At 25.2% G+C, this 26,158-nt stretch carries 16 protein-coding genes and 8 pseudogenes; 11 read left to right on the forward strand and 13 right to left on the reverse strand.

The annotated features are described in order from the left end of the window. From QIA31_RS05835 to QIA31_RS05850, 4 genes and pseudogenes are all read right to left on the reverse strand, one after another. A partial coding sequence (locus QIA31_RS05835) for an MFS transporter (protein WP_418905448.1) occupies positions 1-979 on the reverse strand: 979 nt, incomplete at its 3' end. Next, positions 976-1,812 (reverse strand): ThiF family adenylyltransferase, encoded by an 837-nt coding sequence (locus QIA31_RS05840; protein WP_418905449.1) that lies wholly within the window; start codon positions 1,810-1,812, stop codon positions 976-978. The genes QIA31_RS05840 and QIA31_RS05835, both read right to left, overlap by 4 nt. Before the next feature lie 48 nt (positions 1,813-1,860). Next, positions 1,861-2,016 (reverse strand): hypothetical protein, encoded by a 156-nt coding sequence (locus QIA31_RS05845; protein ID WP_418905450.1) that lies wholly within the window; start codon positions 2,014-2,016, stop codon positions 1,861-1,863. 289 nt (positions 2,017-2,305) lie between these two features. Next, positions 2,306-3,423: pseudogene (locus QIA31_RS05850) on the reverse strand (RNA-guided endonuclease TnpB family protein). A 38-nt stretch (positions 3,424-3,461) separates the two neighbouring features. On the opposite strand from QIA31_RS05850, the pseudogene tnpA (QIA31_RS05855) reads away from it, so the two are divergent. After that, positions 3,462-3,876 (forward strand): annotated as a pseudogene (gene tnpA / locus QIA31_RS05855) (IS200/IS605 family transposase). 98 nt (positions 3,877-3,974) lie between these two features. Here the strand turns inward: tnpA (QIA31_RS05855) and QIA31_RS05860 are convergent. Both QIA31_RS05860 and tnpA (QIA31_RS05865) read right to left on the reverse strand, forming a co-directional pair. Next, on the reverse strand, positions 3,975-4,262 hold the full coding sequence (locus tag QIA31_RS05860; protein WP_418905451.1) for a hypothetical protein: 288 nt from the start codon (positions 4,260-4,262) through the stop codon (positions 3,975-3,977). Positions 4,263-4,671: 409 nt separating this feature from the next. Further along, on the reverse strand, positions 4,672-4,953 hold the full coding sequence (tnpA, locus tag QIA31_RS05865) for an IS200/IS605 family transposase (protein WP_418905471.1): 282 nt from the start codon (positions 4,951-4,953) through the stop codon (positions 4,672-4,674). A 14-nt stretch (positions 4,954-4,967) separates the two neighbouring features. Between tnpA (QIA31_RS05865) and QIA31_RS05870 the strand changes: the two are divergent. Beyond that, positions 4,968-5,951, forward strand: a pseudogene (locus QIA31_RS05870) (RNA-guided endonuclease InsQ/TnpB family protein); the annotation flags it as partial. Between the two features lie 303 nt (positions 5,952-6,254). On the opposite strand, the gene QIA31_RS05875 reads toward QIA31_RS05870, so the two are convergent. Together QIA31_RS05875 and QIA31_RS05880 are read right to left on the reverse strand one after the other, a co-directional pair. Further along, positions 6,255-6,812, reverse strand: a complete 558-nt coding sequence (locus QIA31_RS05875) for a chromosome replication/partitioning protein (RefSeq protein ID WP_418905452.1) — start codon at positions 6,810-6,812, stop codon at positions 6,255-6,257. Between the two features lie 74 nt (positions 6,813-6,886). Then, entirely contained in the window at positions 6,887-7,357 is a 471-nt protein-coding gene (locus tag QIA31_RS05880; RefSeq protein WP_418905453.1) for a ParA family protein, read from the reverse strand. Positions 7,358-7,403: 46 nt separating this feature from the next. On the opposite strand from QIA31_RS05880, the pseudogene QIA31_RS05885 reads away from it, so the two are divergent. After that, a pseudogene (locus QIA31_RS05885) lies at positions 7,404-7,587 on the forward strand (hypothetical protein); the annotation flags it as partial. A gap of 737 nt (positions 7,588-8,324) precedes the next feature. On the opposite strand, the gene QIA31_RS05890 reads toward QIA31_RS05885, so the two are convergent. Both QIA31_RS05890 and QIA31_RS05895 read right to left on the reverse strand, forming a co-directional pair. Further along, entirely contained in the window at positions 8,325-9,242 is a 918-nt protein-coding gene (locus QIA31_RS05890) for a hypothetical protein (RefSeq protein ID WP_418905454.1), read from the reverse strand. A gap of 1,902 nt (positions 9,243-11,144) precedes the next feature. Further along, the gene (locus tag QIA31_RS05895) at positions 11,145-12,248 is read right to left on the reverse strand and encodes a hypothetical protein (RefSeq protein WP_418905455.1); all 1,104 of its coding nucleotides are present in this window, start codon (positions 12,246-12,248) and stop codon (positions 11,145-11,147) included. 615 nt (positions 12,249-12,863) lie between these two features. On the opposite strand from QIA31_RS05895, the pseudogene QIA31_RS05900 reads away from it, so the two are divergent. Further along, positions 12,864-13,552, forward strand: a pseudogene (locus QIA31_RS05900) (RNA-guided endonuclease InsQ/TnpB family protein); the annotation flags it as partial. A 787-nt stretch (positions 13,553-14,339) separates the two neighbouring features. Here the strand turns inward: QIA31_RS05900 and QIA31_RS05905 are convergent. Then, positions 14,340-14,536, reverse strand: a pseudogene (locus QIA31_RS05905) (BB0158 famile outer surface lipoprotein); the annotation flags it as partial. Positions 14,537-15,757: 1,221 nt separating this feature from the next. Here QIA31_RS05905 and QIA31_RS05910 point away from each other — a divergent pair. Next, positions 15,758-16,223: pseudogene (locus tag QIA31_RS05910) on the forward strand (zinc ribbon domain-containing protein); the annotation flags it as partial. Between the two features lie 505 nt (positions 16,224-16,728). Then, entirely contained in the window at positions 16,729-16,929 is a 201-nt protein-coding gene (locus QIA31_RS05915; protein ID WP_418905456.1) for a hypothetical protein, read from the forward strand. Between the two features lie 286 nt (positions 16,930-17,215). Here QIA31_RS05915 and QIA31_RS05920 read toward each other — a convergent pair whose 3' ends face one another. After that, positions 17,216-17,965 (reverse strand): virulence associated lipoprotein, encoded by a 750-nt coding sequence (locus tag QIA31_RS05920; protein WP_418905457.1) that lies wholly within the window; start codon positions 17,963-17,965, stop codon positions 17,216-17,218. 796 nt (positions 17,966-18,761) lie between these two features. Here QIA31_RS05920 and QIA31_RS05925 point away from each other — a divergent pair. The 5 genes from QIA31_RS05925 (at position 18,762) to QIA31_RS05945 (ending at position 24,638) form a co-directional block, all read left to right on the forward strand. Beyond that, the gene (locus tag QIA31_RS05925) at positions 18,762-19,658 is read left to right on the forward strand and encodes a plasmid maintenance protein (RefSeq protein ID WP_418905458.1); all 897 of its coding nucleotides are present in this window, start codon (positions 18,762-18,764) and stop codon (positions 19,656-19,658) included. Beyond that, on the forward strand, positions 19,651-20,217 hold the full coding sequence (locus tag QIA31_RS05930; RefSeq protein WP_418905459.1) for a DUF226 domain-containing protein: 567 nt from the start codon (positions 19,651-19,653) through the stop codon (positions 20,215-20,217). The genes QIA31_RS05925 and QIA31_RS05930 overlap by 8 nt, the downstream gene beginning before the upstream one ends. Then, a complete protein-coding gene (locus QIA31_RS05935) occupies positions 20,190-20,945 on the forward strand; it encodes a ParA family protein (RefSeq protein WP_418905460.1) in 756 nt (251 codons plus the stop codon). The genes QIA31_RS05930 and QIA31_RS05935 overlap by 28 nt, the downstream gene beginning before the upstream one ends. 106 nt (positions 20,946-21,051) lie before the next feature. After that, a complete protein-coding gene (locus QIA31_RS05940) occupies positions 21,052-21,675 on the forward strand; it encodes a chromosome replication/partitioning protein (protein WP_418905461.1) in 624 nt (207 codons plus the stop codon). A gap of 2,855 nt (positions 21,676-24,530) precedes the next feature. Continuing rightward, positions 24,531-24,638 (forward strand): OMS28 family porin, encoded by a 108-nt coding sequence (locus QIA31_RS05945; RefSeq protein ID WP_418905472.1) that lies wholly within the window; start codon positions 24,531-24,533, stop codon positions 24,636-24,638. Between the two features lie 552 nt (positions 24,639-25,190). Here the strand turns inward: QIA31_RS05945 and QIA31_RS05950 are convergent. Next, positions 25,191-25,777 (reverse strand): annotated as a pseudogene (locus QIA31_RS05950) (hypothetical protein); the annotation flags it as partial. Between the last annotated feature and the right edge of the window lie 381 nt (positions 25,778-26,158).

Here is a 26,158-nt window from a genome sequence, read left to right on the forward strand (position 1 = left end):
TTTTTCTTAAAAAATATTCTAAGTTATTAGAATAAACAGAAATTGAAATTACTAAAAATATTATTATAGTAATAAATATGTAAATATGTGAAACTATTTTTATTAAAACTGATAGTAAAAATATCATAGCCAAAATAACATAAATATCATATTTTGAATGTTTAATTTTTCTAAATATCCATGCTCCTATAATATCTGATACGCGAAATAGTACATATATAATTCCGAATACATTAATAGATATATTTTTATCAATAAAAATTGCTTGCCAGTATAAATAAAAAGGTTGATAAAAAAATTGAATGACGCCATTTAAAATAAATAACTCTAAAAGTTCTTTAGATTTTAATAATGTTATTATTTTTTTTTTAAATTTCATAAGATATAAAGTTAAATTTTCTTCATTATGCTTATGATCTGTATTTATATCATTTGGTATAAAAAAAATTGTAATTAAAAAGGATATTAAATATATTAATAATGAAATTAGGTAAATTTTTATATCAATGTATAAATATAGCACACTTCCGATATATCCACCTAAAATAGCGCTAATACTTAGTATCATTTTTACAAATGATATAAAAGCTTTTAGCTTTTTTGAATTATTTTGATATATTTTAGTAAAACTAATATCGATTGTCCCGGTGTTAATAGCAGCCGACATCCCATATATAAACCACGAAATACAAATAAGTATGAATGACGAAGCTTTAAAAACAATAAAATAAGAAATCATTAGCAAGAAAATTGATGCTAAATAAACAATTTTTCTATCAAAAATATCTGATATTGCGCCTGATGGAAATTCAAAAATAATAATTGCTACCATATAACAAATTTGTACTATAGCAATATTTTTTAGCGATAACCCTTTATTTATTAAAATAATAGTTAGTACAGCATGGGGCAATGTTCTTGCAAGTTCTAGCGAAAACAATGAATAAAAATAATATCTTTTATGTTTGCTTTCTATCATAGATCCTTATTACATTTACAAGATTTATTTTTAATAACATCAATAAAATGAAACGAGAAATCATGATTATTGATACCAATTCGTTTGTTTAAAGAATTAATTTTTTTATATTCATTACCAAAGTAAAATATGATATCAATCATAGCCATACTCGATGCAATTGCATTATTAGTAAAGAAAGAGGGGGCTTGATAGTCTTTATTTGCTAATATTATTTTACTTTCTAATTTAGAAGATGATGTCTTTTTTATAACTCCTATATCAGTACAGTAGTAGCAAGATGAGATATTTGGAATATAAAATGGACCAATAACTGAAAAATCATTAAGATATCCAATATTTATAAGTGGAATAGAATTTTCAACACAAAATTTATTAACTAAAGGCAAACAGTAATCATCATCTGCTGACAGCACTATTAATGCTGGTTTAATTTTTGAGTTAGTAAAAATATTCTCTAATAATTTTTTTGAAACCTTTTCCTTATAAGCTCTAGTTTGAATTGTTTTATTTAGCGATTCTATTTTTTCTTTAATTATATCTACTTTTTCAGATCCTATATCATTATAACTAAATAAAAATTGTCTATTTAAATTAGATTCTTCTATTTTGTCTTCATCTATAAAAGTTATAGCCCCTAATCCTAAAGTAGAAAAGGAATAGGTCATAAAATTTTCAATACCACCACACCCAATTATAATGATATGCTCTTTTTCTAAGCTAAAATTTTCTGGATGTGCAAGCAAAAGATCCAAAAAATATTTATTTTTTAAGTAACCTCTATTTTTTGGATATTCATAAAAAGGAATTAATACTTTATTTTTTAATGCCAATTTTATAGTTTTATCGCTAATATTATTTTCAGTAGCAAATAATATTAGTTATTTGTATGTTTTCTTATTTTTTGCAAATATTGCGATATCTAGCAAATGTTCAAAAATGTTATCATTTACTTTAATTTGAAATTTGCCTAAATTAACAAGATTACCAGAAGTTGATTTATTAAAAAATAAAGTTGAATTTTTTATGTAAGTCATTTTATACCTTCTAATATTTAAGACTAGGCGCTCAAACATTAAAAATGATTTAATCGAGCCTAGTCTTAAATATTAATTAAATTTTTTACCTAGCATAATCACAGCCTCCATTACATTATTATAATTATAAATTATAATAATGTAAATCATAATAAAATCTATCTCTCTACGTGAACTACTATTTCTAAATCAAAGATTATAAAAATAGCTTCTTGTTTCATCCCATGATAGCTTTTTAGGCTCTCTAAAAGAACGATCATCCACTAGAGCATGGTCCACAAGCTTAACTTCAGGCAGTTCCTGCCTTAGTTTTTATTTCTTTGTAATAATTTTTAAGATTTAGAGCCGCATTTATATCCCTATCATGCAAAGTATTGCAGCCACTACAAGTCCACCTAGTATCACTTAATTTTAGAGTTGTATTTTTAATACGGCAATTGTTGCATAGCTTACTTGATGGGAAATATCTATCTGCTTTATGCAAGTAGGATCCATACCACTCTGATTTATATGATAATTGCCTTACAAACTCATACCATCCTAAATCATTAACACTTTTGCCAAACATTCCTTTTTGCATACCTTTAATTAATAAGTTTTCTATTACTATATTTTTGTAATTAGCTGCAAAATAATAAGATAATTTATGTAAAAAATCTTTTCTTTGATTTGAAATTTTCCTATGCAACTTAGCAAGTCTTAATCTAGATTTAGCCCTATTTCTAGAACCCTTTTGTTTTTTTGATATCTCTTAAGTTTACTTTCATTTTTTAGTAAATATTTAGGATGATTGATTTTCTCACCCTCGCTACTTACTAAAAAGTGCCTCATGCTCATATCAATGCCAACTACCTCTTTTTTATTGTCTTTAGTTTTATCGTTATTTTTAACATTCAAGCACTCAACTGCTACTGAAATATAATATTTATCATCAGCAATCTTTTTCTACTACTACATTTTTAATAACTTCATTGCTCTTAATATTTCTATGTAACGTCAATTTTACAAATCCTATTTTAGGTATCTTTATATAATCATTTTCTATTCTTATAGAGTTTTTTTGATTATTAGTTCTATAGGTTTGTCTATTTTTTTACTTTTATATTTAGGAAATCCTTGCGTTTTATTTCCTTTCTTAATTTCTCTAAAAAAATTACTATATGCAGAATTTAAGTCAATTTGGGCATTGCAAAGAGCTAAACTATCAACTTCCTTTAAAAAGAAAAATTCTTCTTTATATTTACTAGGATAAGTAATAAGCCCTTGTTTGTTTTTTTCAAAATAATCTTTCTTATCACTTAACATTTTGTTATATAAAAATCTTACACATCCAAATACCTTTGAAAAATATTTCTTTTGCTTAGTGTCAGGATATATTCTGTACTTATAAGCTTTATTAGCACCCATATATTCTATTATTTTATAATATTTTATAATTAGTGTATATGTCGCATAAACTAACTTTTAATAATCACCGAGTATATTCTATCAATTACCACCTAGTATTGGTTACTAAATATAGGCATAAATGCATAAATACTGAGATTTCATCTTCTCTTTACCAAATAATACTTAATATATGTTCTTTATGGAAAGTGAGCCTTAATGAATTCAACCATGATAAAGATCATATTCATTTGTTACTAGAATTTACTCCCAATATTCAGCCTTCTAAATTTATCAATAATCTAAAAACAGTATCTTCAAGGCTTATAAGAAAAAAATATTCTACTTATTTATATAAGTATTATTGGAAACCTTATTTTTGGTCTAGAAGTTATTGTCTTATTTCTACTGGGGGAGGGTTCTATTGATATCATCAAAAAATATATTCAAAATCAAAGAAAATCCATTTATTAACAAATTCATCTCCACCTAAATTTCATAGAAACTATAGGTGGAGAATTCTTTGTTATTTCGTGTTAAAAATAAAATAAGCACTGCCATCTACATTAGATTTAGCGTTTTTTGAGCCCATATAAGTTTATAGATTTTTTTACAGTTTTGTCTAGTTCTGCTTTTTGTGATTTGGATTCTAATTTTTCTATCCTTTTTTCAATTTCTTCCAATTTTTTTGTTGTTTTTTTTAGATTGATTGTTAGAAATTTTAATTTCTCTATAACATTGGGCTTTATTATAGCGTATATAATGAATATTATAATTAAGCATATTAGCATAGTTGTGCCCAAAGCACCAATGATAAAGGTTATTATTGGATTGTTATTAAACATTAGAACTTTATTCATATTGTTGAAGTCCCATCTTATTATATAGATTATAAATATATAGCATTAATCATATATTAGCTTTTTTACATAAAAAATTGCTTTATAAAACAATACTTATTATATAGAAAGTATATAGAGAAGTATAGAGAATAATTGTCCTGACTACTATTTAATATTTATTTTTTCTAAAATTATCTATTTTAGTCGTTAATGTATTTTATTAACGCTGTCAATACTATTGAAAAATGCTATTAGCTTAAGCTAATAGCATATATTTGTTAATAGAGCTACAATAGTCATCTCAAGATATTAGATTTAACACGAAATAACAAAGAATTCTCCACCTATAGTTTCTATGAAATTTAGGTGGAGATGAATTTGTTAATAAATGGATTTTCTTTGATTTTGAATATATTTTTTGATGATATCAATAGAACCCTCCCCCAGTAGAAATAAGACAATAACTTCTAGACCAAAAATAAGGTTTCCAATAATACTTATATAAATAAGTAGAATATTTTTTTCTTATAAGCCTTGAAGATACTGTTTTTAGATTATTGATAAATTTAGAAGGCTGAATATTGGGAGTAAATTCTAGTAACAAATGAATATGATCTTTATCATGGTTGAATTCATTAAGGCTCACTTTCCATAAAGAACATATATTAAGTATTATTTGGTAAAGAGAAGATGAAATCTCAGTATTTATACATTTATGCCTATATTATTACTTATCCTAGTAAGCATAAAGAAGAATTTTTCTTTTTAAAGGAAGTTGATAGTTTAGCTCTTTGCAATGCCCAAATTGACTTAAATTCTGCATATAGTAATTTTTTTAGAGAAATTAAGAAAGGAAATAAAACGCAAGGATTTCCTAAATATAAAAGTAAAAAAAATAGACAAACCTATAGAACTAATAATCAAAAAAACTCTATAAGAATAGAAAATGATTATATAAAGATACCTAAAATAGGATTTGTAAAATTGGCGTTACATAGAAATATTAAGAGCAATGAAGTTATTAAAAATTTAGTAGTAGAAAAAGATGCTAATGATAAATATTATATTTCAGTAGCAGTTGAGTGCTTGGATGTTAAAAATAACGATAAAACTAAAGATAATAAAAAAGAGGTAGTTGGCATTGATATGAGCATGAGGCACTTTTTAGTAAGTAGCGGGGGTGAGAAAATCAATCATCCTAAATATTTACTAAAAAATGAAAGTAAACTTAAGAGATACCAAAAAAAACTATCAAAAAAACAAAAGGGTTCTAGAAATAGGGCTAAATCTAGATTAAGACTTGCTAAGTTGCATAGGAAAATTTCAAATCAAAGAAAAGATTTTTTACATAAATTATCTTATTATTTTGCAGCTAATTACAAAAATATAGTAATAGAAAACTTATCAATTAAAGGTATGCGAAAAGGAATGTTTGGCAAAAGTGTTAATGATTTAGGATGATATGAGTTTGTAAGGCAATTATCATATAAATCAGAGTGGTATGGATCCTACTTGCATAAAGCAGATAGATATTTCCCATCAAGTAAGCTATGCAACAATTGCAGTATTAAAAATACAACTCTAAAATTAAGTGATACTAGGTGGACTTGTAGTGGCTGCAATACTTTGCATGATAGGGATATAAATGCGGCCCTAAATCTTAAAAATTATTACAAAGAAATAAAAACTAAGGCAGGAACTGCCTGAAGTTAAGCTTGTGGACCATGCTCTAGTGGATGATCGTTCTTTTAGAACCTAAAAAGCTATCATGGGATGAAACAAGAAGCTATTTCTATAATCTTTGATTTAGAAATAGTAGTTCCCCGAGACGACTTACTTGCTTCAAGCTCGGAATGTAAATAATAATGTGACATTAAATAGGCTCTGTTGAGAACTTTAAATTTAAAAGCGATCAACAAAACCTATTGCTAGGTTTTAAATTGACAATTAGGGTTGCAATAAAATCAACCACTAATAATTGTGCAAAAATTGCTTAAATTTTGCAAGTAATTACTTATGTGCTTTGATTTGTTTTTTTAAATTTAAATCAGAATACTCTTTAAATATCTGATTTAAATAATCTTTATCGCTAGAAAAAATCTTGTCTAAGAGATACCCCGTAAATTTAGCATTTCTTTTATAAAAATCATAACTATCTTTTCTTTTAAGCTGAAATCTTAATGGTTTTATTGAATTTTGTATTGACTTTTTATCGACGACCTCTTTTGATTTTATATTTCTATAAATTTCTATCATTCCCTTTTCTCTAATTTCTTTTATACTTAGATTTCCTTTTAAAACCTGTTCATATATTTTTAAATATAAATAAGCTTGGGTCCTGGCAATTAAAAATTCTTCAATAAAAGACTTGAAACTTACATGCCCGTCAATACGATAAAGTTTTTTGCTTTTTATGTTATACAATATTTCCATTATTTTAATTTTATTTTCAATATCATTAACCATACTCTTTTTTAAAGCATGCTTATAGTTTTCATACTCTTCTTCCTCAGAAATACCCATCAATCCTTCTTCTCTATCATTCAAAATGATTAAATCTTTAGACACGCCTAAAACCTCCTGTGAACTACTAAATGCTAAATACCGTTTGTTCGCAGGCGAACAAACGGGCAAAAATAAAATTAAATGGCTAATATATTATTCAAGGCTTCTAGACATTCTTTATAATAAGGTTCTTTAACATCGGGCTCTTGTAAATTGTTTGTAAAAACCTTTACTTTATTATAAAAATGAACTTTTCCTTTAATATATTTGCCATATTTATCCTTAATTGAATTTTCTATACTTTTGAAAGTATTTCTGTTTTTCATGAATTGATTTTCAATTATGGATATATCAATATCCTTATCTAGATACATTGAAACTTTATCAATATATTTCATCAAGATAGACAAGCTTTCAACAGAAAATCTTTCAACTTGAATGGGAATAATAAGCTTATTTGTAATATTAAGAGCATTATCTAAAAGCGAATCTAAATTGGGTGGGGTGTCAATTATCACATAATTAAAATTATAATTGGGCAATACTCTTTCTAACCTGTGCTTTAAAAAAAGCTCTTTATATATTATATGTACCAATATTTTAAACATTGATTTAGAAATAATTAGTATAAAAATGCTTATTATTTCCCTCTAAGCTTTTATTGAAGATAATGATATTTTTAAGAAAATATTATAAGGAAATAGGCTATACAAATCTTCCATATATTTTTTACGGGAAAAGTATAAAAAAGAAATTGGGATATAAAAAAATAATAGCAACTTTCAATTTACTTGATAAAGAAAGTGATGCAATAAAGTTTTCGATAGGAGATAACGGAAATAAGAAATGGGCTTGGTAGCAAGATATACTCGGCGATAATAAAACCACTTTATTGGATAATTTGGGGTTAGCGTTGTGTCATCAAAACTTGCTGTGAGCGCAATACTAGCATTGTTTATGCAATATCTTAGTATTTGTAAGCCGTTGTACAATTTATAAGAAATTATATCAGATTTGAAATTGCAAGGAGTTTTAATATTTTGATTTTTTAGATGAGTTAATAGAATTCCAGAAACCATAATAAATTCCAAGTAATTGGTGATTATTGCTAAAAGAATTGACAAGATATTCGCTAATTAGAATGAATTCATTGGAATTTTTTATTCTATAAAATTTTTTTTGTTTGGTAGATTTCCACCACATACTAGATTAACAGTAAAAAAGAATCTATTATCTCCTCTTTAAACCCCTTAATCAATAAAAGGCCTTCTTTACATATTTATATTCTAGTATTTGTTTATATGCTAAATTATTATTCATACATGTTCTACTCCCTAATATATCAATTAGTCAAGCCTAGTATACTAAAAAGCAATACAAAAACACATATAATATAATACTCAAATATTACCTATAAATACCAATTGGGAAAAATCTTTTTTTTACAACAAAAACACAAAAAGATTTCATTATAACTAAGAGAATAACATAGAGCTATAATAAAAAACCTCTTTCTTACCCTCCCAGAAGACTTTCATTTTGGTTAAATCTATGCCTCTATTCTACTACTTAGATTCATGTTTTTCCCAAATTTAATATTTTTTCTTCCAAGTGAGCAAACTCTTTATTTACTTGATCCATCTTAGCTTTAAGATCTTCTTGATACTTTTTGGCATTCTTAAATATGCTTTCTGCATTATTCATTGCTTCTCTAGCTTTTTCCATCCAATAAAAGTAAGAATAATCATGATATGCCATAGAAGAGCTGTCATCTTTGATTTCTCCTAAAGCACCAACTGCTCTTCTCTTTGCATTTTCAAAACCATCCCTGACAATTTTCAATACACTAACTGCGTCACTATAACATACTTTGTCAGCATAATCCCTACTATTTTTAGCCTTAACAATTGCTTTGTGCAGGTCAGGCAATAATTTTCTCTTAGATTCACTAATCCCAGATTTTCTTCTTGCTTTCTGAAGATCAGATTCAGCATCATTAATCTTAGTCTTTATTTTATCAAGTTCCAACTTTATCTTATTTAAACTAGCAGTCATTTCGCCGGCCTCTGCTATATAAGAAGAGGCTTTATTCTTAATATTCTCAGCTTCCTTAACTTTATTAGCAACTTGTTCAGAATGCTTATAAATAGCATTCTTACTGCTAGTTGATCTACTATCAACCGAAAACTTCATATTTATGTCCTTGCCTATCTGCTTTTCTAATACATCTCCTTTCTGGTCGCTTCTTCCTCCTTCAATTACACTCCTAGTCCTACACCTACCTCTGTCACTACTATCTTGTACATAATAAGTTGAAATATCGGTTTCTACACTATCAGCAGATCCCACAATTAATTTATTTTTTTTCAAATACTCCCCTTTATTATCTAAAGACTCTTCTTTTTTATCTACCAATTTTTCATATAGCTTACAGGACATAAAATTGCTACTAATTAAACTAATTATAATTAAAACCTTAACTATTAATCTCATTTTATCACCTATACATATTAAAATAATATACCATAACAGCTTAATTAACTTTATTGCTTTTATCTTTGAAAATCTATAAATTAAGTAGCAACTAAATCAAACTTTGCTTCTCATTGCCCTCTTAATACTATTTTGTTAATTTAAACACATCTTATATTTAGTTTATTTGCTAAGATACTGCACTTGCATCCTCTTTATTAACTTAATTAACTATTATATTGATATAAACATAAAACACCAAATAGCCATAAGATAATTTTCTTCTGCAAATTCACAAGCAGACTTCACAAATTTATTAGAAACTTTTATAAACTTATAATATTTGGGTAAAATAACTAAATAAAAAGGGATATGCTACAGGTAAAGCTACTCTAGCCCAAGTTAATGATCATGATAGTAGCTCTGCCATGTTTACTGATGATTCTGCTACTAATTTTAAAAAATTAAAACATATCAATATAGTATAGATATATCTATAACAAAAATATAAAATCTTATAATACTATTAATACTATAGAAGCTGATGAAACGAAAAAGGAAAAAACATGGTTCATTTACAAAATAATAAGAAATCTTATTCCTATTATTTTATTAAAAAGACTATAGAAATATAGCATAAGCTATGCTAAGCTTATGCTTCTATAGCGGATAGGCTTATCTTCTATAGAATTTAAGAAAGATGTTAAAGATTTTAGTGTTACTACAAATCAATATGCTAATGAAAAAGGAGACCTCGATGCTGATGTTTATTGTGGCGCCATTGCTAGTATTCATGGTGAATATGGGGATGATGGATTTACAAAAGCAAAAATTTTTACTAGAAAGAAGACAGGAAGGGAGTAAAAAAAATGATTGCTGCCATTGATAATCTATACTCTGTTTATAAAAAAAAAGTTGAGTCTTAAAATCGCATAAGATAAGCAATAAATAAGCTTTAAAAGACATAAAAACTAAGATTTTTTACTTTAATACATGTCTTTAGTAATGTTTAAGAAACATGCCTTACTTTTATAAAAAATGTTGAAGTCAAACTCTATCCTGCACCTACATATAAAACTTCCGCTTGGTCCGCCTTTTAAAAACCCATCAAGTTCTAAAGCAGGATTAAACAACCACGATGACTCACTTTTAGAATATTTATACCCGATGTTTGATCTATATCTTCTCCATTAACTTCATTAAATATTATATTAATATAAACTACCAACTACCCCCCTCTTTATCAATATCGGTAAAAATATCATACCCAATATGATTTTTATTGCACCAATCAACCCTTTGTCTACTCAGTTAAATTTTCTATAGATACAATTATACCAATCGGATTAATCTTTTTTATTCTTATTGATATCATCCAATACTAAGCCCTTGAACACCTTTCTTAAAATTCATTAATCTATAATTCCAATAAATAAATTTCTATTTTTTAGAATAGTTTGAAAATCGAATTCATATAAAAATCTCTCCAAATCCACAAGATCTGATTTATCCTTGTTAAAATATTCATACATTCATAATACATTTCTGGCAAAGATTCTATTGCAAATAGATTTAAGCAAAAAAGAAAAAGACAAAGATTTAAAAAAGTCTATCTATAGCTACCCGATTAGCAAACCATAATCTTTTGACAACAAAGTAGAAAAAAGCAATCCAAGTATTTAGTAGTAGCATCAGAATCTTAGATTTTATTACTGCAGCAATACCGCATCCATCCTTTTTAGATAATTACTAATAAAATTGGATTTTAAGTAGCAACAGAGTTGTTTGATTTGAAAAATATGACTGTTATTTGGCTTTTGTTTTTGCTAAAACATACCTAGCAAGGTAATTAAAAGAATCATAACTTGTTCTATTACCTATAAGATTATACATAATAAAGCTTAAATGTTTAAATATTTCTCCTTATAGAATGCCAATTCGATAAAATTCTTTTTGAATCTCTTCTAACAGCCTTTTAGCTTGTTTTTTATCTGATAAACTATATTTAAAGTAGACGGCCGCATTTTCTAAATAACTCAAAGAATGTTCTGCATTATATTTTGAATCCTTAGCAAAAGTATCAGCTTGATCCTTGTCCCGCCAACTAACAGGCTCAACAATTTGACCTTGATTTCTGCTCTCATTGTCATGCCTTTTTTCAATTGCCAGAATTAATTTTTCTATAGATTCTTTCAAAAGAGAAGTTGCATTATTCCAGTTATTATATGCAATTTGAAAATTGCTTTGGATTTCATTCAACTTATGATTCAAATTCTTGATTTTTTTCTCTATAGATGAAAAAGATTTAAATATAACTCTATTTTTTTCTCTATTTTTTCTAAATTTAATATCCTTCTTTATAAATGAATCTTTTTGATTATGAAATTTTTGTTGCATATCCCAAAACAAATTGTTAAGCTGATCATATTCTTCCTTAAACTTAGCAATTTCTTTACCCATGTTGGAATCGCCAATAAGACTTTGTGTGGCCTTAGCTTCTCTAAAGGCTTCCTTCTCATAAGATGAATTTATAAAACTTTTTAAACCTTCTAACTTACTAGGCAAAATCCTTTTACTAGGCTCTTTTTGATTTTCAATCTGTAAAAACTCCGTACCACTAGCAGTGGCATTACTTAAAGAATCTCCTAAATTTTGAGCTGGTTTTGCTGGCTTTGAATCTATTGTAGCAAAATTAATATTATTTATTAAATCTATCTCTCCTTTTGCTTGAGAAATTACGGCGTTATAATTTGAAATTACAGGATCATTAACTTGTTTTAGATGATTAATTAAATCCACTCTTGAACGTTCTAAATTAGCAATATCTACATCTACATCTACGGTAGATATATTGTTTTTAGACATAGAATTATTTTTACCTAATTCCATACTATCTTGATTTTTAGTCTTATCCTTACCTTTTCTTAATATCTCAGAAATTTCTATACTTTTATTTTTAATAGCCCCCCAATCACAGCCAACCATTAAAATTGAAACTACTAAAATACAGAAAATTTTATTACCCACATACCTCTCCTACAATTTCAGATATATAACATATTATATGCAAACATTATAAAAATCCCAAATTTACTTTCAATACGCATGGTTTTATTTACAAGCTTACTTTCTTTAGTAAGAATAAAAAAACTTCTAAAAATTTAAAAAAGCTGCTGCAAGCTGTTTATACTAATAAAAAAACAACCTGTATTTTTATTAAATTTACAACTACTATTTGTTTTTACTTTTATGGTAAAATTGAGCTTATAGGGTAGTAGTCATTAATTTATAAAAATTATACACCAGAATAATAACTTTCTAGAATATCATTCTATTCTATATCAAAATCTTCAAAAGAATTAGAATACAGAAAACTAAAATTTAAAATTAGAAATAAAAAGACAATTAAAAAAAATTCATAACCTTTTACCACCTTATAATTAAGGATGATTCAATAAATAAATTTATCTATTTTTAATTCTAAAAAGATTAAAATTATGTTTTTAAAAAAATTACATTTTAAAAAAGAATAATGGTAAGATTATTTGGGGGTTTGATAACTCTTTATGTAAGCAAATCTAAACCGAGTTTACTTTTTCTAGCATAGCCCTTCTTTCTTTTTAAATTGTAGTATTTATATAAATAAAACTACCTAAAATAGAATTTGTAAAATTAGCTCTACATAGGAATATTAAAAACAATAAACTTATTAAAAATGTAGTAGTAAAAGATACTGATGATAAATATTATATTTCAGTAACAGTTGAGTGCTTAGATGTTAAAAATAACAATGAAACTAAATACAACAAAAAGAGCTGGTTGGTATTGATATGAGCATGAGGCATTTTTTAGTAAGTAGTGGGTGGGGCAAGAAAATCAATAGCTAAAGCCAAATCTAGATTAAGAGTTGCCAAGTTGCATAGGAAAATTTTAAATCGAAGAAAATATTTTTTTTACATAAATTATCTTATTATTTTGTAGCTAATTATAAAAATATAGTAATAGAAAACCTATAAATTAAAGGTATGCAAAAAGAAATGTTTAACAAAAGTGTTAATGATTTAGTATGGCATGAGTTTGTAAGACAATTATCATATAAATCAGATTGGTCTAAATCTTCTTGCATAAAGTTGATAGATATTTTCCATCAAGCAAACTATACAACAATTGGGGTATTAAAAATACAACTCTAAAATTAAGTAATATTAGGTGGGCTGCTTGTGACGGTTGTAATATTTTGCATGATAGAGATATAAATGCAGCTCTAAATATTAAAGATTATTATTTATTATAAGGAAATAAAAACTAATAAGGTGGGAAGCCTGAAGTAAAGTCTTTTGTGGGTCCCATGCCCTAGTGGATGCCGGTTCTTTTAGAACCCAAAAAGCCATTTCTATAATCTTTGATTTAGAATAGTAGTACACAAAAAATCTATCAAAATTAATTTTTAACTTTTGAATAAAGCCTTTATCAATAACAATTCTTTCATGAATTCTATGATTTTGATAAAATTTTAATTCAATTAGTTTTCTAATTTTAATAGCAATCTCTTCTGGCAAAGCAGTTAAACCTCTAATATTAATAAATTGTATTCCTCTATTATTATAATAATATAGAGGAATACCTAAAAGCTTCATAGGCAAATAAGTTTCGTTATTTTTGGAATTTGAATTTTTCTTAAATTTAATTTAATAGCATATAAATTTTTATTTTCAGCCAAAGCTAGCAATACTTCATTTTCTCTAAAAATAATCTTAATAGAATTCGTAGAAATAAAATAAATTGTTCCAAAGAAAGTATAAGGTTTATCTTCATTTTATCCAAATTGAAAAGATTTAAAAACCTATTTATCTCTGTACTCATTTTAATTTCCTTGCCTTGATACATAGCGCTATATTTTTTTAGAGATCTATATGAACGCATAAACACTCCATTTCTGTTCTTTTTGTGAATATAAAGAGACAAAAATCTTTACGAGATTCTTGAGCATTGTGTAAACTATATGATTCAAAATATACCTTATTATTTATAATTTTTTCTTAAGGTTTGATTTACAATAACAATAATGACTACATTACCAATTGCTAGTTTTTTCAAATAAAAATTACAAAGCCGAAATTATTTATTAATAAAAAAAATTTTTAATTTTTCTTTTGATAAATTTGAATACTTGGCAAATATTAAATTAGCAGTGTCATTAAATAGCTTTAGATTTATGCAATTTCGTAAGTTTTATCTTCACCAGTTTCTTTATTCCTTACAGTAAGATATGCAAGCATATAGTTACATTTACTCTTCTTATAAAAAGTTGAAAAGTTATATAGGATGTTATAACTATACCCCCCTTACTCCCCCACTAAGGTTAATACAATTATTCCCGTTAGGAAGTTTTTTGACGGCACGATGCCGATGCTATATTCAGTTAAAATAACTATTTTACTCCAAATACCTAAGATCCAAGCACTACGCTATCAGAGGTATTTAGTAAGTATTTAAGGTTGATTGATTTTCTTCTCTTTTTTGACAACTGTATAGTTATAAACAATATATTCCTAAATACTTAAAACTCATAAAAATTTAATCTAATTTGGGAATGTGTATAAAAAGCTAGAAATAAGTTTTAAAATCTAGTTTTAGAACAACTTTTAGCAAATTATAATTAAATAAACTCTATTCAAAGTTTATTTAATTATTCAAATGCTTCTATTTAATTTATAAAAATAATCTTAGGAAAGTCTATTTTTAGATATTTATAAAGCTTGGTTTTACTTAAATAATTTAAGTAAAAAAGAGCTGTATAGACATTAGCCAAGTGTATTTTTTTTCTATAGTAAATTTTTTTAATATATTTGTTATTAAAAAAATTTATAGATTTATATTTAAAGTTTTTTATTAATTATTTTTTTATTTTATTTTATTTAAGGAAAAAACATAACCCATTTTACTAGTTTTATTTGAAATAATCTCCAATTTTAAATTTTAGAAATAATAAAAACATAACAAAGCTATTATTTAGTTATTAGTAGACAATGTTTCATTGAATTTTAGAAGACATTCTAACTAATTTGTATTTAGAGCGTGTGTTTTAGTAAATGTTTTTTTTTAAATTAAGGAAACAATTTTATTGAGGATCATTCTAGAGCTCCTTTTTATTGGGGCTTAGATTATTTTTTATTATGCTTTTTGGTTTTGCTAGATTTTTATTGCTTTATTGTTTATTTTTTACCGATTTTAGTGCCACATATTTTTTCTATAAGATAAAAAATATCTTGCGTTCTAAAAAGCTTTTAAAAGCTGAAAACTATGCTGGTTAATTGAATTCTTTTATATTTAATATTGTTTTATTAATTTATTTTTGAGTTTTAATTACATATTTTGTTGAATTCATTCTTTCTTTTATAACTTAAAAGAATATTACAATTTTTTATAGAATAAAATATTCTGACAATTAATAATAATAAAGTAAATTAACAATTTTAATATTGATTCACCTTTTATAATTAAATCTTTAATGTATTATATAAAAATAAATTTAAGAAATAACCAAAAAACAAAAAGGTCATACTAATAGGGTCAAATCTAGATTAAGAATTTTTAATCTAAATAAGAAAATCTAAAATCAAAAAAAATATTTTTTACACAATTATCTTATTACTTTGTATCCAATTATAAAAGCATAGTAAATAGAAAACTTATCAATTAAAGGCATACAAAAAGGAATGCTTGAAAAAAGTATTAATGCTTTAAGATAGTATGGGCTTGTAAGACAATTCCATATAAATCAAAATAGTGTGGTTCCTACTTTGTATAAATTAGAGAGATGCTTTCCATCAGGTAAGCTATGCAGTAGTTGTCGCATTAAAAATACAACTCTAAAATTAAGTAAATACTAAGTAGATTTGTATTGGTTGTAACACTTTGCATGATAGAGATATAAATGCAGCTCTAAATCTTAAGGCTTATTATTATAAAGAAATAAAAACTAAGACAGGAACTACCTGAAGCAAAGCTTGTGGATAATGCCGTAATGGATGCCCGCTTCTTGTAGTAGAGTAAAACTTAAAAAGCCATCATGGGATGAAGAAGGAAGCTACATTTTATAATCTTTAATTTAGAAATAGCAGTTCACTAACTATTACTATTTGCAACCATCAATTATTAAAAATAAAAGTGTAATTGATTTTTAAGCCAATTGTTTTTATATATACTTTTTTAAAAGAATATATAATCATGATCATTTGAAATCGTTATACTAGCTAGATAAATTTCCTTATTAAGGATGTCACCCTTATAAAAACTTTTTATTCATAAAAACTCTAGTATATCTATTACTACAAATAATAATATCAAATATATTGAAACGATCATTTATTAAAAAAATCCATAAATTCAACCTCATACAGGCCTGTCTTAGCTTTTATTTCATATTCATGATCTTTTTTAAATTTTGTTACCATATAATTCAAAATGCAATAAGGTTATTTATTTAAATCTATAAAAATTGTAAATGCAAAACTTGACTTATGCTGCCACCAAGAAGATTGGTGGGGAGCAGATATTAAATGTGATTATTGTGGATGTTGATAAAGGTGATAATGGTGTGCTAATGCTGGTACAAATAATAATCCGATTGATACTAACTGATATTAGAAGTGTTGATGGTGGTGAAGCGTTTGGTTATGCTGCTGTGCGAAAGGATGCCAATTGAGATTACTATTATTCTGAGAAGAGGAGATTGCTAAGGGTAAAAAGTTTGCTGTTCGGGAATGTGTAATGCTGAGAGGAGAATGCCAGCACAATGTTATAAAAAGTTCTGTTGGGGGCTGTTAGAAATCGTGGAAAAGGAGAAAAGAACCGTTGTTTTTCTTTCGGTACTGGTGATGGCTTTAATGCCGCAAGTACCTCCATAAGATGGATTTTTTAATTATTTGTGTTCTATTTCCTTTTTTAATTTCCATAAAAATTGGACCTCAGAAAGTGAATATATATACCCTTTAAAGGGTATATATTAAAATTATCTCGCTTTTAAGCCTTTCTGCTTCATTATATTTTTCTTGAATTTGATTAGAAAGTGCAACCACATAAGATCCAAGCTTGGTGTTATCTGTTTTTATGGAATTTTTATTATTTTGATAATCCAATAAAAGATGTTTTGATATCTTTGAAACGATTGTTTTTATAGATAATAATTTTTCAAACAAATTTTTAAGTCTTTTTAAATTTGAAGTATCTAGTTTATCTAGAGTGTCTTTTTTGGAATATAAGTGCACAACCACATCATCAAGAGTACTTCCAAATAGATTAAATAGACTAAATATTTCTAGTACTTTTATTGACAATATTCTAATTTCTGAAAATTTCTTTAATTCATTAGTTTCAATAGCGTTTAATAAAACGCTATAAACATGCCTTCTATATCTAATAGATCTCTCACTACTTGTATCAGATATCAATTCCCGTGGTGATTCTGCCCAATACATACCTCCAAAAACAGCCAACATTCCATATTGATCCGAAGGTTCTTCTTCCATTTTTTTTACATATTTTTCTCTATCTGCATTAGCTTTTTCTATTAAATTTATTAAATCATCAAGTAATTTATTTTTTATTCTTTTATCAGAATCTGCATCTTGATTTGAAATTATCCCCTTACTTGGAGTTCTTTTCTCATTTGTGTTGAAATCTGGATTGCAAGCAGTTAAAAATAAACAAACAAATATGCTTATAATCGTATAATATTTCATATATATATTCTCCTTACTTAAAATTTTACATTGTATTATTTTATATCCTGTAATATCATGTAATACAATATATTAAAATTGAATATATCAATCTAATATCAATAGAATATGATTTTTAATAAATACAATTTAATTGTATATTTATTTTACTATTGTATATTTATTTTACCGATGTACTGCATTATCGAAATTAAACCATATAAATGGTTTACGTATTCTTTATTGCAAGGCAATAATCTATCTTATGTTTTTACAGATACGATATTTAGAAGAAAAGTTGATGCCGATTTTTAAATTTAATTGAAGAAAAACCCTCTTTTGACAGTCAGGTTTTAAACAATTTTAACAACAAGCTTTGCTTCAACTGTTTGTCAATAAAATATTTAAATTTTTAAACAAAAAAACACTAAGCAATAGGTTTACATGTATTTAAAATGTTTTTTTTCAGTCTTTAAAATGAGTGAAGCTGATAACCCGGCATGAGACATTGTAAACTACTATTTCTAAAATTAAAAATTATAAAAATAGATTCTTACTTTATCCTGTGATATCCCTTTAGATCCTTTTTCAAATTTTAAATTTACTGTGTTAAATACAAACACCTTTGAAAAAGGTCTTTGGCTTTTTCTGATAGTCGCTTTATTTTATTTTAAACCACTATTTCTATAATCTTTGATTTAAAACTGTAAGTAGCCGAAAATAATAAAATATTTAGTTGGGTATTGAAATTATTCAAATATTTTGAATATAATTAAAACAATTATTGATAAAAATACACTGAACATGGAGATTAAAAATGAAACCAGCCATATCTAACCATAACCACCAAACCAATAAAAATAAACTAATTGGTAAAATCTGCAGACTAAAAAAAATTATTTCAGTAATAAATTACTTAAATAAAGAATTTAAAAAAAAATATAATACCTCAATTAATAAAGAACACTTTACTTCTGAAAAAGTAAAAAAACTTCGAGTTCATCATCAAGGAGATATACTTCGCGTACTAAACTCAAATATACATAAAGAAAACAAAAAAGAAACTACAATTAATACTCTAAGGCTAGATTTAAAATTTTTGGTTAACCTAAAAGCATTAGAAAAAAGAATACTAACATTTTCAAATAACTTCGGAGAATTTAAAGGAAAGCTTTGTATATATAAAGTGTCGCCTATTGCATATAAATTGCTTAATGCATATTTTAATAACACTAAAGTAGACTTAATTAAAAAAGTAAAGGAAGAAAAAGAATCTTTTAAACCCGAAAATATCACTGAAAATATCACTGTATATAATAAACAACATATAAATATATATAATAAGAATTCTATAGAAAACTCTTTCTTTAAAAGAATTAAATCAATAATTTCCAATACAAAAGAACCAATTAAATCATTAAAAAATACTTTATTAAACTATAAAGATTTTAAAAATTATCTCAAATATGATTATGAGATAAAAGATATTAAAGAATTTTTCTTATCTAAGCTAAATCTTTATAAACATAAAATTCACTTTATGAGAAAAATCGCACCCTATAAAACTGATTTTTATACTCTTGCAGGAGAATTCAAAGATACTTATACTACTAAATGGAAAGTAAATAAAATAACTAGTTTTTCAGGACATGCTAGGATAATAGCCAATAATATTCTGGTTAACACTTTAACAAAAGGATTAAAATTTGAGTAAATTACTTAAAAAGCTAAAACAAAAAAAAGCTTTAATGAAAATTGACAATATTTTAATTAAAAAAGATACTTTCAGCAAAATAGAAGAAATAGATGGCAAAAAAGTATACTATACAAAAATATTTAAACATTTAATCGATTTTAAAGTTACTAACAAAGAACAAAGATTAAGACTTGTATTTCAAGAATTTAATAATAATAATAAAGATTATTATTTTTTTAATCTTTTTTCATTGGAAAAAAATGATAAATTTTTGGGAATAAAATATGGATGGGATCACCTTGAAAAACCCTTTTTTCTTAAAAAAGAAGATAATAAAATTTATGCAATAAAGAAACTATATTATATAGAGTTTAGGTTTAAAAAAGGATCTGTTAAGGCTTACATATTATCTTTAAGAACTTTGTTGAGAAAAAATGAAAAAGAAAACACTGAGTATTATCAGTTTACGCTAAATCATCTAGAAAAAATGGAAAGTAAGGTATACAAATTTTACAATAAAAAATCACCGGATGGAGGAATTTTAAAAAAATGGATATTAAAAAATCAGATATTATAACAATGGCTTCAATTAAGGGAGGAGTTGGAAAAAGTGTACTTTCTATACTTTTTTCTTATGTATTAAAGGAATTGGGCAAAAAGGTGCTACTAATTGATTTAGATCCACAAAATTCTTTAACTTCTTATTTTAATAGATATATTTCAAATATTGAAAAATATAATACATACAGTATGTTAAAAGGAGATTTTCATTTTAATGAATGCATTAAAAAAATTAATGATTATATATCTATAATTCCCTCTCACCCCATTTTGGGAAAATTTAATTCGGAAGCCATTGATTACAAAGAAATTATTTTAGAACATCATTTAAATGAAAATATGCAAAACTATAATTTTGATTATGTTTTATTAGATACTCCTCCCAGTTTAGATTTTCTTTTAAAGAATGCCTTAAATGTTGCGGATTATATTGTGATTCCAGTTCAGGTGGAAATATGGTCAATAGAAAGTTTTACTATTTTGATTAACGCAGTTAATGATATTACAAAATTTAGAAAGAAAATATATAATATTTCTATTGTGGAAAACCAGTTTATAAAAAATAGAAACACAATAAAAGAAGTGGAGGAGTTGCTTTATAAAGAATATAGAGAATATATTAAAGGCAAGATCCATTTTTCAAATAGTATAAAAGTTCTTATAAACGGACGATTAGAGCCCTCTAAAAAAGAAATGTATCATAAAGAAATAAAAGATACTTTAAAAAATATTTTTTCTTTATAGTTGGCATTTTTATTAACTATAAGGGTACTTATTTAGTACTTATTTAGGGTTGTCCGATATCGGACAGATAATTTTGCCAAAAATCATCTAAAAATAGGAGATAAAAATGAGAAAAAAAGACAATAAAAAGAAGGTAACTTTATATAAAAGGGTTGAAATTTCAACAGGCAAAGAATTAAATTTGGGCAATAATCAAGATAAGGAATTGAGAAATTACAATGAGTTAAAAGAGCAGTTGAAATTAAATTTAAAATCCGATATTAATAATAAAATTCAAAGAATGAAAATTTTATATGAAATTAAGCAAAAAGAACTTTATAAGTATGATGGCTTCAAAAGTTTTAAACAGTTTGTAGAATCTTATATAATTGCTAGAAGCCAAGCTTATATGTATTTGAAAATTTATGAGAAAGTTTTGGAAGGGGCTATTTCTATTGAAAAAGTTAAAGAAATGGGTTTTGTAGCTACATATAAAAATATACTAAAAAACAACTTGTCAGAGATATATAAAGAAAATATGATTGAAGAAAGCGTAGAAGAAGGTATTGATACCCAAAATAAATCTATTAGAATTTTAATGAAAGATAAAAAAGTTTATGATTTTTGTAAAAAAGATATCAAAAGAATCTATTTTATTTTAGAGAAGCTGATTAAAGATAAAAAAAATATCTTATCAGATCTTATAATTGAGTATGAAAATTATAAAAAAGATAAAAAGATAAAAAGATAAAAAGATAAAAAGATAAAAAGATAAAAAGATAAAAAGATAAAAAGATAAAAAGATAAAAGTGAACTCTTGATTAAAATTGTATAATATATTATCATCAAATTAGGTTAGAGAACTTTTCTCTCTCCGTGTTCAGTAGTAAAATACTTGCCCATAGGGGGCTTTTTTTGTGTCTACTAGATATTAATAAAAAATAATAAAGTATTTTCTGCTTATAATTTCTATAAAATTTGGGTAGATATAAATTCAAAACAAAAGATTGTTAAAGTATTCCTATAAGATTAATCTTCTATTAAGTATTTATGCTTTTTATTGAATCTGGTAAAAGGTTTATTGAATTCAATTTTTAGGGTTTAGTAGAATTTTTATCAATAATAATTCTTTCATAAAATTTTTTATTTTTATTAAATTTTAATTTAATGAGTCTTTCAACTTTAATGACAATCTCTTATATCACAGAAAATAAAAATTTTAATGTTAATAAATTGTATTTTTATATTAATAAAAATACACAGAAACACGTAACAGGTTTACAGATAAAAAGGAAAAATAAATTGCGTTATTTTTGGTTTTTGAAATCTGAATTTTCATTTTTGGTCAAAACGGGCAATATCATATTTTATTTAAAAATAAGCTTAATAACATCTATAGAAATAGAATAGATTACTTCAAGCACACAATAATATTTATCTTTACCTTAATAGTATTGTTGAGATTTAAAAAACCATTTATTTTTGTATTTATTTTAATTTTTTTACTCTTAATTTAATAATTTTACTCTTAATTTAATAAAATTAAACTTCAAATTTTGGATTTTTACGCAACTTTTTTACAATCCTAAGTTTACTAAGCAAAAAAATATTAACTTTTATAAAGTTAATATCAATAAATTCATTCTAATTAGTAAACATTTTATCAATTACTCTAGCATCATTTATCAATGACTTAGAATTATTATGATTTACAATATCTACGGATGCTCTTCTGAAAACAAAATTCAGGCTTACAAATCAATACTCTTCTCTTCGAAAGTAATTTCACACCTTAGCAGTCTATTTAAGCTTTAAAATACGCCTTGAAGTCACCTTAAATTCTTGTCATCAATTTCATATTTTGAGCGATCTTTCATAAGTTTTTGATTTCGAAAGAATTTTTATATGAATGAATTGATTTGTTTACGCGAAATCCCAGATTCCTAAAGAAGGTTTTTAAATTTTTTAGGAATGTTAATTGATGCTAATTTAATTATATTTAAATTTCTTTTTGGGTTTTTTGGAGAAGATGAGTTAACCGGTATTAAGATTTTTTCTTTGAAATGAATAGTTTTTGTGCGCTGTTTGAATAACATCGAATTCTTGAAAAATGTATCAAACAGTTAAAGTCTTATATTTTTATTCTTTGTATTTCTCTTTCTCTGCATTCACTTATGAAAAAATATAATAATAAATAAATACAATATTATGTTAAGTATATATTTCAGCATCATCTATAAAGATAATTTTAGGGAAGTTTGTTTTCAATGATTCGTTAAATTTAATTTTATAGATATTGAGTAAGGAATTATTTAGATATAACGATGCTTGAAAATATAAAAAATAAAACCCAAAATACAAATTTATAAATTTTATGAATACCTTATTTTACTGTCATTAAGAACGGATTGTTTTTGTCATTCTTTTATTACTTCTAAAATATCAACAGCAGATGTTACTTTAAATAGTTACATTTTTCCAACTTGTTCAAGCAGATGTAAACAAGTGTTTTTCTAGAGTAAATTTTTTCTGATATAGGGGCACTGCTACACTATGTGGCGTTGGTATGGATTTGTGTAAACTGTTATTAAAATCAAATAATAAGCTTTTATAAAGCTAAGTAATAATTGCAGCATTTAAGCAGCAGATGTTTTTAGGTCTTTTTTTTCTTTGTAATTTGTGTACTCTAAATCTATAAATAAATGTTTATTACTCATGTGATCATCAAGATCAATAATGTTGATCAAAATCTAGCGTTATCTGTTAATTAATGCCAACCAGCATTGTGGTAAATGAATGAATTCAATTTTGCTAATTTGTTCACCTTGAAAATTAAGATTGCTGTTATCAATATCATGTCTATTTTTTTACAAAATGATTATTAGGAAGACTTCTATTATTTGGAATGCAAAATTTTGGTATTTTCAAAAGCTTTTGCCAGGGTGCTTTTTGTAAGTGTTTCTTTCTCTTGGCAAATTTGGTGGTCAAAAATTCAGGATAAGTGTTTGCTCTAAACGCCAGTTCACTAAATTTTTGAGATAATTATCTATTTTTAGCCGATAGGAGTTTTATTTTTCTTATTTAAAGGACAATGTTTTTTGTTAGTATTGTTTCTTTCGATGTAAATAGCAAATAATTCTTTATATTTTGATAATAATAGGTTTGTAAAGCTTGTCAACATAATTTTTTGTTTTTTTCATATTCCCAGCACCAAATTATAATTTGATATTATTGGCTTGAAGTTTTTTATGATATTTTCAAAACTCTAGTCATTTATCACCCAAGTATCTTTTTCTTTGTTTTTAGTATTTTCCGTGTAAGTACCAAATAAAGTCTTAACACTTTTACATTTGATTTTTTTGTCGGGGGAAGAGTAAGTATATTGGTCAAAAAAGTAGCATCTATAAGTAAGCTAAAAGCACGATTTTTGAACTCGACTTTATTTTCTCTAATAAGGAATTAGAATTAACAAAAAAAAGAATTTGTTAAAGTAGAATAAGTCAAAAAGCTTTAATAGCTTCTGAAGGTGTCTTAGATGAAGCGGTTTAAGAGGGCTAAAGGGTCAATATTGTTAAATGATTTAAGTCTATTAAATAGGGATCAAGCATTAATAAAAAAAAAGATGTTATAGAGTCCATTTCTAATGTTGTTAAAGTGACTCCAGGCTCAAGATTTCTTGCAAAAGTAATTACCATTTCTTTACATATGAGATAGTTGAATACAGATTTATAAATAATTAAAGATTAAAACAAAAAGGTATAAAGCAATTATATTGGTTTGCGCCTTTTGATTGTGTTTATTTTGCTTAAATTAATATTGACCCTTCTCCAGGTTGTGTTTATGAGATAGTATTTGTATTCTGAAAAAGTTGATAAATTTATCTTAAGTAAGTATCAATTTTTGAATAAAGAATATAAAATTTTGGATAATGGATTTTTAAAGCTTATTGATTTTAGGAAGAGAGATAAGAGATTGGTTAAGTTTGTAAGGATTTATTATTCAGAACTTTTTATACAGATTATAAACTCCCTATTTCTAATATCTTTAGCTTAAACACCCACAATGATACATTATTGCATTTTTATATTTATAAACATTATTTTCTTAGATTTCTAAAAATTTTTTAGGTTCTCTATCACCTTCTTTAAGAATCACTTCACTAAGAATAACTTTTTCATCATTTTATAGTATTTTTTAGTAAAAACATATATGCATTAAATGAATATAAATCCTTTAAAACAATAAGCTAGGCTCAAATTGTTAAGCTTAGTTAAGTTTATTTATTCTTAAATAATTATCATATCCTTTTATTAAAGATAAAATATAACCTTCTCACTTTTTATTTTTTTTAGTACCTCAAAATTATTAAGTAAAATCCTAAAATCTTCTTTGGTTATTGAATAAAGACTAGCTACAATAAAGCTATTTTCATTTTCTTTTTCTTTACAAAATTCATCTTTGGTGTCTAATTTTAGCATTTTATTAACTTTTTCTTTACTGCCTTCAAAATGTTTTAAGTAAAGTAAATTAGAGAAATTTAATCCTTCTTATAAAACGCTTTATACATTGTTAAATGTAAGTCCTCCTACAAAATCAATGTATTTCCCACAAAGGGTACTAAATGAACTGAACATTTTGTTAATAAGAGTAAATTCTTCATCGTCTTTAGATTCTATTGTTGATTCCTAAATAGGAAATAATTGTCTAATTTGATTTATATTTAATTCAATCCCTCTATACGAATTATATTTACTGCCTTTCAAATCACCGACTATTCCCTTAATAATATTATCATTGTTCTGAATCATGAATTTCCCTTTAAAATTTGTTTTATAAGCTTTGGTATTACTAAGCTAAAAAATTACCATCAATAATATTTATAAAAGCGATTTTAAAGATTTTACTGGTGGTAGTGATCCCAGTCTTTTTAGATGCTTTGTTGCATTCAATTTTAAATTGATAGCAGAAAAAGATAATTCAACTTATCTAACCCCAGCAGCTCTTTGGAGTGAATTTAGCTATAGGGTACTAAGAAAGCATATGCTTATAGTAAGTATATGCTTAACTATATTGACCAATTTCAAAATCAAAAAAGATTTAAAGATCTAGTATCATTTTTTAAATTTGTAATGATACCATTTCTTTATTTATTGTATTCAACATTCAAAAGATGATTATCTTTACTAAGTATTTCTTACTTTATTTTATTCTTTTATGATTAGTTTTATGTAGTT

Source organism: [Borrelia] turdi (assembly GCF_030439285.2).
Lineage (GTDB): Bacteria > Spirochaetota > Spirochaetia > Borreliales > Borreliaceae > Borreliella > Borreliella turdi.